The sequence below is a fragment of the Paraburkholderia sp. BGA-UO-ETr-F12 genome (genome assembly GCF_059567945.1).
Genome location: NZ_JCAQOZ010000024.1, coordinates 314,204 through 324,404 on the forward strand (window position 1 = coordinate 314,204; position 10,201 = coordinate 324,404).

Consider the following 10,201-nt stretch of genomic DNA (forward strand, 5'->3'; position numbering starts at 1 on the left):
AACGCCTGATGCTACTGGTGCTGGCAAGCGTCTCGGTCGTCTGGGTGGCAGCCCTCGTTTCAAGTTACCGGCAAGCCGTTCATGAAGTCGGCGAATGGGACGACGCGCGAATCGAACAGGCTGCTCGCACACTCACGCTCGTGGATACCAATGATCTGGCGGCGCTTACCGAAGATGGATTTCATACGTCCGACGATGACGGTGACGATGACCTGTCACGCCGGCTCCTTTATGAAGTGCGCGACGCCGAAGGGCGCCTGCTTGCGGCGAGCCCCAGTTTGCCACAAACCCCCGCGACGGAGTTACCTTCGTCCCAGGGCGCGGCTGCTGGCAATGTAGCGAAATACGACGCACGCAAATGGAACACCTACGTGCTCCACGACGCAGCCCACGGTCGGAGCGTGCGGGTATTCGAACGTAGCGATAGTCGGGCCGATCTGGGCGCTGGTGTGGCGCGTCGCATCGCGAAGCCGCTTGCTTATGCGCTGCCGGTTCTCGCACTGCTGATCTGGGTGGGCATTGGCAGCAGCCTCGCGCCGCTTAAAACACTCTCGCGGGCCATCGGCGCCAGAAACGCCGGCAATCTGGACCCCATCGATATGCGTCGCACGCCAGCCGAAGTGAGTCCGCTGGTCGATGCGCTCAACGTTCTGTTCTCGCGGCTGCGAGGGTCACTCGACCGTGAGCGGGCCTTCACGGCCGATGCTGCACACGAACTCAAGTCGCCACTGGCGGCGATCAAGGTTCAGGCACAGGTCGCTCTTACCACGCGTGATCCGGCAAAACAACGCCTCGCGATGCAGCGGGTCGTTGAAGGTGTCGATAGGAGCACACATCTGGCGGATCAACTTCTGTTGCTGGCGAGACTTGACGAAGGTGTACCCGCACCAGCTTCGACCGTGGAACTGGATGCCGTTGCCCGCGAATGCATCGCTGCTCACGAAGCGAATGCGTCGTCCAAAGGCATCGGGTTAGTCCTGAACGGGGATACACACGTGACGATGTTAGCGGAGCCCGCACTCGTGCGTATCCTGCTGGACAATCTGGTGGACAACGCTATCAAGTATGGCGAGACGGGTGGTTGTGTCGAGGTCGTCACCCGGAGAACGTCGGAGGCGACCCTACTGCTTGTGCGAGATAACGGTCCAGGTGTGACGGAGCAGGACCGGGTGCGTCTGAGCGATCGCTTTTTCCGGGCTGGAGGAAGTCGTCAAAGCGGTAGTGGATTGGGTCTCTCGATCGTCGCTCGGATTGTGGTTCGCCTTGACGGACATCTAACCTATACATCGGGCATTGATCGCCGAGGGTTGGGTGTCGAGATCCGGTTTCCAGCCGCCCAGTCCCCCAGCTCGCCATAGACTCTCGCAAAGTCGCAAGATCTGTTTGAGTGGCCCGACGTGTTCATTCACACCGGTGCCTCGTCGCCACATTGTGTCACGAGTCTTTCGCATGTACGAGTAGCAACGGCGTCTGCGTAATATGCGCGACACGGCCCGCGACACTGCTCAGCAGCCATCGCGCTACCCCGCGTCGGCCATGCGTGCCCATGACCAGGAGGTCAGCATTCCAGTGACCTGCCTGGCGAACGATCGCGTGGGCGATGTCGTCTCCTGTCTGCTCGGTACTGATGAGTGCAGTATCGCAGTGACAGGACGAGCCAGCGAATATTTCCGCAGTTTCGGCAAGCGCCGCTTTACCCTCTTCGACAAATGCGTCTTGGCTTGCTCCGCAAGCCAAACAGCTTGCAGGCAGGCCGGAGCCATTCGAACTTCATTACTGTCTTCCTCATCGCGGTTGACGTCGTAACCGCACAAATCTACCGGAAACCCGGGCAAAAGCGGTGAATGCAAATTGCACCGCTGCTACTGCGTTCGTGAATCGCGTGCGGCTGGAGATTGCTCAATTGCAGGCTGCTGGAACCAGGCGGAAAGGTATCGCAGGCGACTGAAGGCGACGCGGGTGCCAACGTCGCGCTGCGACTCATAGACGGCAATCGTTGCCAAGCGCGTGCGATCGACGCATCCATCCTGACGCATGAGAGATCGCGTCATCTCGGACGACCGTAACGGCGGCGCTCTACGTGCCGCTCAGATCTTCGAGCTTGCTCGACTCCCATCGCCCCAGTCGCGCCGCATTCGCGAGCATACCGACCGTCAGCGGAACACGTTCCAGATTTTCACGCCGCTTTTTCGAGAACATCGTCAGCAACAGTGTCAGTCCCGACCCTTCCGTGAGGAAGTAGCGGTTGAAATTGTAATCGCCCGTGTCGATCTGGAAGTGGTCGAAGAAACGCTCCATGAACTGGTCTGCATCGTCACCCGTGACGTCCAGGTCGTCTTCGAGTCTGGTCATCGGGGTGATCACATGACTCGCCCGCGCACCTGTCTCTTTGCGCACAAACGCTTCGATCTCGGCCCAGAACTTGTCCATCACAACACCTTGTCATCAGGCTTCACGAGCCGGTTGTAGCTGTGAACCGTGTTGACCGAAATCAGCCACGCGTCTCGCGCGAGCAGTACTTCGCCAACTACCGGGATAGTGCGGCCGACGAACGCACCGATGTTGCGGGTAAAGATGAATTTGAGGTTTTTGACGCTCGCCAGCGTCAGCGTCGGCAAGATCCTTTGACGTATCTCAAAGGGCAGCAGCCTGCGCGACACCAGTGACGCGATTGACGTGCCTTTCGTGGCGCCCGTCGGTTTCGCACGGGTGGGCACCAGCGGAAGACCGGCGATGACCGCGCCGAGTGATGCGATGTCTTCGACGCCAAGCTCTTTTGCTGATTCATCCAGCATAACAAGGAAGAACAACTCGGGCGGCGTTAGCCCTGTATGTATGCCGAAGTTGTAAACGTTGCTCAATGTTTCCCTCCCCACGTCCGCGTTACGTCCGCGTTGGGGGAAAGCTAGCAGAAGTTCATTTGACTGACAATTCGCCGCACAGAGCCGCTATTGGGAGTTGGCCGGGACACGCAGCTTATGTGCTGCAGCATAAGCTGCGTACCTTGTTCGCCCCAACCACATTGAAGGTCACCGCTTGCCGTAAAGACCTGAAGAATCTTTCCAAGTATTTGTATAATCTAACAGGCGGCGAAAACCTTTCAATATAATTACATAGAGAATCGGTTTGTGGAGATTCCGCCGTGTCGGAAGGGCCAGACAAGAGGCACGCATGCGTCAAAATACGGGGTTGGCCAAATTTGACTTTTCTACCGAATACAGAACGGGTGATCTCGATCCAGTCCAGGGGTTCTATCGCCCGTGCCTGCTGAATGCCACGGACTATAAGCGCGCGGTAGGGTATTTCCGTTCCTCGGTCTATCTCATCGTTGGACCGGCCACCGTGGAGTTTGCGAGAAGGGGTGGCAAGATTCGACTGGTTTGCTCGCCATCCGTCACAACGGAGGATATGGAGAGCATCGAAGCTGGCTACGAAGCACGTATTGAACGCGTTGCGACGAATCTTGAGGTCGAAATAGACCGGATGCTGGCTTCCGAAAATACCGCTTATCGCACTCGTGTTCTGGCAACTTTGATTTCCGTCGGTGCGCTGGATATCCGGCTGGCTCTTCGGCCGGAATGGTACGGGCTCTATCATGAGAAAATTGGAATATTTCGGGATGCAGATGGAAATCGAGTCAGCTTCCTTGGATCAGCGAATGAGACCTGGAATGGCTGGCATAACAGGGGAAACCACGAGGCAATAGAGGTATTCTGTAGCTGGCGAGAAGGGGCTGAGGGACAGCGTGTGGAGCGCCATGATAGCTATTTCGAGCGACTGTGGGCCGGAACTGTGGCGGGCGTGGAGATCGTCCCTTTTCCGGAGGCTGCAAAGAAACGTCTGCAAACAGTGAGTCTCGAAGGAATCGAAGGCGTGGATACGGACGGACTAGACGAAGGCACGGGTAAGCGCGCAGCGCTGCCGCACCAGACAGCCGCGATCGAGGCGTGGAAGCGCGCTGGTAGTCGGGGGATATTTGAGACGCCGGCGAGACGAGGCCGCGCACTTGATCGACCAGTCTGTCGGTGAACGACTGGCCGAAGGCAAGTGGCGTGACGGCGGTCAGCGCGGCACTGAGACAGGCTGTCGCGAGGCGCGTTCGTTGCAACATATGGTTTGTTATCCTACAGATTTAACACACGCCGCGCGGCTGAGGTCGACCGGTGAGGCGGCAGTATGTGCCTGCGACCGCTGGAACCGGATGATCCGGGAGGACTGGCTCGTCATTCCGACGCGCCCCTCTTCGGCGAGCGTACACAACATATCGCGAACGACAGTCGTTGGCTCATCAAAGTATTGAGCAAGGTCTGTCGCCGAGTAGGCGCACCCGGCCTGCATGCAGGCTGAGAAGATTGGTCGGAGTTAGTTTCATGTTGCGTGGCCGTGGATGGAAAAGAGCGGCGGCATTGAGCCGACGCTGAAAAGGTTCTGGCGTCCGAGGGTGAACAAGTGTGCCAGAACCTGAGAGACCGGCTGCGCGTCATGGACCGGATTGAACATTTCCATACTTATCGTTGACGCCTTTCTTTGTATCCCCTCCAACGCTCTGGCACTGGTTCGTAAAATCGCTACGGGCGTTCGACGTGCCTGTCTCGTCGAAATGGCCGTGGTGAAATTTCACGATGGAAAAGTAACCCGTCATATAGTTTTTGCAATCCCCGCCGGCACTGCCACCGGCGATCAGGCCGGCGAGACACAGTACCGCGCCGCACGCCGAGGGATTGTCATCTGCGCGCGCCGTAGCCGGCGCTATCGATGCAGCGGCGATGATTGCCGCTGTTGTCGTAATCGCAAAATATGGTTTCATGATTCATGCGTCCATGTGTGCCACAAGTCGTGGCGATGTCCGTCTCAGCGCACCAGCACCACGACCACGATGACGGCAAGTGCTGCTGACAGCAGCGCCGTACCGATACCCCACAGGGCCATCTCACGACGGGTCAGCGACGGGCGAGCGAGTGGTTCGCGCAGGATCTGCCTGATCTCGTCCAGGCTGCGGTCATGGGCGGCGTCGTACTGGCGGATTGCAATCTCGCCCAGCAGCTGCTCACGCGCCTCGCCAAACTGCCGGGCCTTGTCGAGCACGCCGGCAGTGCTATCCCGAAAGTCAGCCAGAAACTGGTCGGAGCGCGCAGCAAGCCGGAGCATCGCGAGGTCGCTACTATCCTTGAACTGATCGCCCGCCTGCTGCAGCGCCGTGCGCAGTTCACCGACGTCGCGGCGCAGCAGCGACAGCTCGCCGAGCACCGCGCCGATCAGTTCCTCGCGGATCGAATCGTCCGGAGCGCCCATCAATGCACCAGCATTTTGAAGACTGCGTCCAGTTCCGACGCAGCCCGGTTCGCCAGACGCTTCAGAGCGACCATCTGCCGTATGTAGGCCCGCTGACTATCGGGTGCGCCTTCTTCCATCGCTTTGGCGTTCCAGGCGACGTAATCCGTTGGATCGTCGCGGATCTCGATAATCGACTTGTCGAATGGCTTGATCTTTTCGAAAATCGGATTCTCGTAGATGACAGCTTCGCTGTTCAGCACGAAACCACCCTTTCTCTCGTGATGGTCGAATATCCGCGTGAACGCCTTGCGAAGGTCGGACTTCGTGTTGACCGTGTTGAACAGCAGGCGGATTCTTTCAGGCGGCACACCAAGATCGCGCAGCTCGTCGAGCGTCGCGATCGTGTCGACCTGTTGCTTCGTAACTGGCACGGTCGGCACCACGAAGCGATCAAAGTCCTCATGAGAACCATCGTACCGTTGCATCAGGCTGATGAAATCCTCGACGTTCGATGCGCCCACGTCGACCACGACGTTATTGAGCATCATCATCTGTTCCTGCAGTTCGTCGAACTGCGCGCCCCGAAGGGCTCCACTCTTTTCGCGATCGTCAGAGTTGATCGACTCGATCGCGATGACTTCCGCCCCGTCCAGACGCGGCGCGAGAAGATGACGCGCAACGGTGCTCTTGCCAACGTTGCCCGAGAAATTGATGACTGCGATTTTCATGGTGTGTCTCTCCTGTTGATCAATCAGGGCGGTCGCGACGCTGTCGCAAACACGCGTTGCGTTATGGTTCGAGTTCGAGCGTCGGCGCGTCATGCCCTGCCTCATGCGTTGGCTGATCCGATGTCTGTTCTCGCGGTTCCGATGCCCTGTCCTGCCCGGCGCGCTCGCGCTCGATCTGCTCGCGTACCGCCTCGATCGTCGCCTCGCTCACTTGAGGCATTGGCACGTCGAGCGACCGGTTAGCAGCGCGCGCCGCGGCCACGGCGCTTTCGAACTCCCCCATCAGCTTCTCCTGCTGCTGCTCCGGCAGGTTTTTGATCTCGTCACGCAGCACCTCGCGCGCTGCCTGCGCCTTGATCCGCTCGCGTGCCGCATCGAGCGTCGCCTGCTGTTCCTTCGAGAATTTCCACTCGCCCTTCAGAAACCGTTCGCGCGCCTCGACGATCCGCCGCCGCTCGTCACCTTCACGCCGTGCGCTGGCAAGCGCTTCGCGCTGCTCACGCGTGGGCAGGCCTGGCACATCGGGAGACGACACAAACCACTCGTTGCGCCGGCTCGTGACCGTCTTCGGCGCGAGCTCCTTGCCCTTCTCATCGAACTGACGCTGCTGGGCCGTCACGCTGCGGCTGCCGCCCTTTTCCAGCTCGATCTGCTGGCCCGTCTGCACGCCGCTCTCTGCGATGGCGCGCTCGAGGTCCAGTCCCCAGGCGGTGCGCTCGCCGGCCTGCGTACGTACGGTCGCGTAGTAGCTGGCGTTCTGCTTTTCATCGTGGTTGAAAGGAGCGGGCCCGTGCGCAACCAGCACCCCCGCCGTGACACCGGCTGGCGCGGGCGTGTCCTGAACGGGGCTGGCCGGTGTGGCTGACGACGGTTGCGCGGCGGGCGTCCGGTCGCCTTCGGGCGCGGCGCTTTCACGACCCGGCGTGCCCGTTTTCGCCGACTCCGGCGAAGCTGGCTGCTTTTGCCCTGCGGCGGTCGCGGACTCCATTTCATTCGTGCGTGCCTTGTCCGCATCATTCGATTTCTCGCCTGCCCCGATACGCATCGCCTCGCGCGCGGCGGTCAGTGCGGCGCGATCCTGCTCTTTGGGCTTGTACCCACGCGTCGGCACGCCGGCAAGCTCGGCCGCAATCCACGCCTGCCGACGGAATTCATCGCTACCCTTGATCTGCAACTCACCCCAGTTCTTCGCCTTCGCGACTTCGACCATGTGCGCGATCACGTCGCGGTCCTCGCTGGCCGTCGACAACGATCGGCCCTTGTCCTCGAAGTGCACCGTCTCGCTTTTTCGATCGAGAAACTTGCCTTCGTGCGCCACGTACTGGTTGCTAACCGACTTCGGCACGTCGTATCCGGTCTTCTCGAAAATCGGTTTCGGCCGGATGGTGTTGTCCGGCTCGTCGCCCTTCTTGCCGAGCGGCTTGCCGGTGCCAGCGGCCGGTTTCACCGCTTCGTCGGTCGCTGTGTTGGTCGATGAGTCGCGTTTGAGCAGCGCCTCGACTTTCTCGCGGTCCGCCGCCCGGATTCTTTTCAACCGCTCTTCCGTCTCGCGGTCAACAGGGGTCTCGGGATTGCCCGGCAGAGTGCCCGCGTCCGGCTCGTTCGCCGGCAGCGTCGACCGGGCACGTATCGCCGACGCATCGTCGGCATTGGCCGCGCCACGCTCGCGGTAATCAATCAGGTCGGCGGGAAATTCGATCTCGTTCATACGGTGACTCCTTGCGGTTCAGGTTGGGACGGGGCGACTGAGGTTTGCGCGTTCGCACTCGACGCAGCGGCGGCAGCCGCGTCCGGCAGGACTTCGCGCAGGTAAGGCATCAGCTGGAAGAGCGACGCGCGGATGCTGTGACGGTTGGCGAAGTGAACAGGCGCGAGCACGCCGATCTCGTGCTCGCGGACGTCACGCGCCTGACCGGCTGACTGCCTGACTGCGTCTGCGGCCTGCTGCGCACGGCGGGCCGCGTTCTGCGTCTGCCACCACTGCTCGACATCGATCTTTGGCACGGGTGCGCACAGCTCGCGCGCGACGAACGCGGCGTGTTTCATCTGCGTTTCGTCCGGAAACTTCGGGGAGAAACCGAACCAGGCGCGCCGGCGGTTGGTCTTCTCCAGCTTCGCCATCACCCCCTGCAGGTAGGGGCTCTGTCGCACGAGCCGGTCGACGAGCTCGGCGTCTTCATAGAAAAACGCCTTCTCGCACAGGATCGGCTCGCACCCCTCCATCGTGATGATCTGTTTGTTGTGCTTCAGTGCACGCAGCTCCTGCGGCAACATGAGAGGCCTGCCGTGCTCCGACTCATTGGTGCTCGTCGACGAACTCCGGCCGCGGCTGCGGCTGCGCGAGCGCGCCATATGCGTGAAGGTCCCCAGCATCTTCGAGTACTCTTCCGATTCCTTCACTGTGCGCGGCGCATACAGGCTGCGCATCTTGCAGTTGATTGCCAGCGTTTCGGCGCCGTGCTTTCCGTACAGCTTCGGATCCTCCAGCTGGGACATGCCCTGGAAAATCAGCATCAGCCTGAGGTTGTAGCCCGCGATGAACGGGTTGGCCGTATCGATGATGTCGATCTTGCCGGGCGCTGCAAATTCGTCCAGCACGAGCGCGCACTGGTATTTCAGCGCAGGATTCTCGGCGGGCAGCTCGCGCGTGTTCAGGTCGATCAGCTGCGAGAAGAAGAGATTGACCAGCAGCGCGCCGGCCTTCAGGTCGCCCGGTTTGATGCCCACATAGATCGACATGCGCTTTTTGCGCACATCGACCAGATCGAAGTCCGAGCGGCTGGTTGCCGCGTCGACCACCGGATTGCTAAAAACGTTCAGCGGCGCTGTCATCGTCGATACGATGTTCGCGAAGGCCTCCTTCGATTGCGACAGGAAGCGGTTCAGCGCATCGAGACACTCGAAAGTAAGCACCGGCAGCCCGTCCGTCGCATTCAGGCGCGTGCTGACGATCGACGAGATGTGTTCACGGATCGCCCTGCCCTTGCCGGAGGCCTGCCGCAGCACCTCACCGAACGTGCACGGCAGCGAGGGCGTTTCCAGCAGATACAGCACGATCCCGATGAACAGGTTGCGCGCGTTGTCGTTCCAGTATTTCAGCTTCGCGTCGACGTTGGACGGATACAGATGTTCGCCGATCGTCATCACGTCGCCCACACGCGTGTAGGGCGCTCGGCGCTGGATGTATTCGAGCGGGTTGTATGCGTGCGAGCGACCGTCTTCCGAGAACGGTGCCCACAGATAGGTTTCGTGACCGCACGCCCGCCGGTAGCCCGACGTGTACAGGTAGTTCTCTTCCTTGATGTCCTCGACCACGACGGAATCGGGATAGGTGAGAAGGTTCGGGATCACGAGTGACGTGCCCTTGCCGGAGCGGGTGCCGGCGGCCGCCATCAGGAAGTCCTGGCCGTAGTATTTCAGGTATTCACCCTTGTACTTGCCGACAATGAACGGCGGATACAGATGTTGTGAAGTGGTCATCGTTATTTCCTCTCCAGCAGGCCCGCTTTCACAATGTCGTTACGGGTTGCGAACCGGGCCTCGCCAAACTGCGCGAGGCGCTTGCGGCCCGACACGAGCGCCATCGTGATCACGACCACTGGCAGGCCGGTGATGACCACCGACAGCAGCGTGCATACCTTGAGCGCGCGCACCACCGCAGGCACGTCGCCGTAGGCATGCCAGTAGTCGTACAGCGTGAACACGCCCACGCTGCCCTGCGGCAGCTTCTGCATCTTCCGGAAAAGCTCACCGGCGGCGAACTGGCCAAGGAACGCGAAGCCGCCCAGGATCAGCAGGAAGACCACGACGGGAATCAGAATTCGAAGCGGTTTCGGCATGGTCGGTCCTCAGTGGGTGGACGCGCCGATATGGACGCGGAATCCGGCTGCGTCGAATCGGAACTTCACATGTGTCGTCATCGGTATTCTCCTGTTCAGACGGTGAGCGGCATCGCGTCGTGAAGACGGCCGTCCAGCAGCCGTCCGGCAGCACGCTTGCCCACATTGATGAACCCGGTGCATTGGCCTTCGCGCTCGCGCGGCAGCCATGCCCCCCATTGCTTGAAGCAGTACGGCACCCCTGCGCCCTCGCACCAGTCGCGCGTCGCCCGATGCCACTCCGGCCGGGAGATCCGGGCCTTCGGTCCGCTCTCGCCGCCTGACACCATCCAGTCGATGAATGACCAGCCCGACCAGTCC

12 protein-coding genes are annotated in these 10,201 nt (G+C 60.7%); 2 read left to right on the top strand and 10 right to left on the bottom strand.

Translation table 11 applies throughout. The annotated features are described in order from the left end of the window. The first annotated feature begins 8 nt into the window (after positions 1 to 8). Entirely contained in the window at positions 9 to 1,358 is a 1,350-nt protein-coding gene (locus tag AC57B6_RS10725) for an ATP-binding protein (protein WP_496421277.1), read from the top strand. A 76-nt stretch (positions 1,359 to 1,434) separates the two neighbouring features. Here the strand turns inward: AC57B6_RS10725 and AC57B6_RS10730 are convergent, their stop codons facing one another. The 3 genes from AC57B6_RS10730 to AC57B6_RS10740 all read right to left on the bottom strand — a co-directional run bounded on the left by AC57B6_RS10730 (position 1,435) and on the right by AC57B6_RS10740 (position 2,861). After that, complete coding sequence (locus AC57B6_RS10730; RefSeq protein WP_496421278.1) at positions 1,435 to 1,737, bottom strand: universal stress protein; 303 nt, start codon at positions 1,735 to 1,737, stop codon at positions 1,435 to 1,437. Between the two features lie 339 nt (positions 1,738 to 2,076). Next, complete coding sequence (locus tag AC57B6_RS10735; protein WP_496421279.1) at positions 2,077 to 2,430, bottom strand: DUF1493 family protein; 354 nt, start codon at positions 2,428 to 2,430, stop codon at positions 2,077 to 2,079. Beyond that, a complete protein-coding gene (locus tag AC57B6_RS10740) occupies positions 2,430 to 2,861 on the bottom strand; it encodes an STM2901 family protein (protein ID WP_496421280.1) in 432 nt (143 codons plus the stop codon). Before AC57B6_RS10740 ends, AC57B6_RS10735 begins: the two co-directional genes overlap by 1 nt. Positions 2,862 to 3,171: 310 nt before the next feature. Between AC57B6_RS10740 and AC57B6_RS10745 the strand changes: the two genes are divergently transcribed. Next, complete coding sequence (locus AC57B6_RS10745) at positions 3,172 to 4,029, top strand: phospholipase D-like domain-containing protein (protein WP_496421281.1); 858 nt, start codon at positions 3,172 to 3,174, stop codon at positions 4,027 to 4,029. Positions 4,030 to 4,480: 451 nt separating this feature from the next. Here the strand turns inward: AC57B6_RS10745 and AC57B6_RS10750 are convergent, their stop codons facing one another. The 7 genes from AC57B6_RS10750 to AC57B6_RS10780 all read right to left on the bottom strand — a co-directional run. Beyond that, positions 4,481 to 4,807, bottom strand: a complete 327-nt coding sequence (locus AC57B6_RS10750) for a TrbM/KikA/MpfK family conjugal transfer protein (RefSeq protein WP_496421282.1) — start codon at positions 4,805 to 4,807, stop codon at positions 4,481 to 4,483. Between the two features lie 44 nt (positions 4,808 to 4,851). Further along, a complete protein-coding gene (locus tag AC57B6_RS10755; RefSeq protein WP_496421283.1) occupies positions 4,852 to 5,292 on the bottom strand; it encodes a hypothetical protein in 441 nt (146 codons plus the stop codon). After that, complete coding sequence (gene stbB / locus AC57B6_RS10760) at positions 5,292 to 6,002, bottom strand: StbB family protein (RefSeq protein ID WP_496421284.1); 711 nt, start codon at positions 6,000 to 6,002, stop codon at positions 5,292 to 5,294. The genes AC57B6_RS10755 and stbB overlap by 1 nt, the downstream gene beginning before the upstream one ends. Positions 6,003 to 6,063: 61 nt before the next feature. Then, the gene (locus AC57B6_RS10765) at positions 6,064 to 7,710 is read right to left on the bottom strand and encodes an LPD7 domain-containing protein (RefSeq protein WP_496421285.1); all 1,647 of its coding nucleotides are present in this window, start codon (positions 7,708 to 7,710) and stop codon (positions 6,064 to 6,066) included. Continuing rightward, positions 7,707 to 9,482 (bottom strand): type IV secretory system conjugative DNA transfer family protein, encoded by a 1,776-nt coding sequence (locus tag AC57B6_RS10770; protein WP_496421286.1) that lies wholly within the window; start codon positions 9,480 to 9,482, stop codon positions 7,707 to 7,709. The genes AC57B6_RS10765 and AC57B6_RS10770 overlap by 4 nt, the downstream gene beginning before the upstream one ends. Positions 9,483 to 9,484: 2 nt before the next feature. Then, positions 9,485 to 9,841, bottom strand: a complete 357-nt coding sequence (locus AC57B6_RS10775; RefSeq protein WP_496421287.1) for a hypothetical protein — start codon at positions 9,839 to 9,841, stop codon at positions 9,485 to 9,487. Positions 9,842 to 9,936: 95 nt separating this feature from the next. Continuing rightward, a partial coding sequence (locus AC57B6_RS10780; RefSeq protein WP_496421288.1) for a DUF5131 family protein occupies positions 9,937 to 10,201 on the bottom strand: 265 nt, incomplete at its 5' end.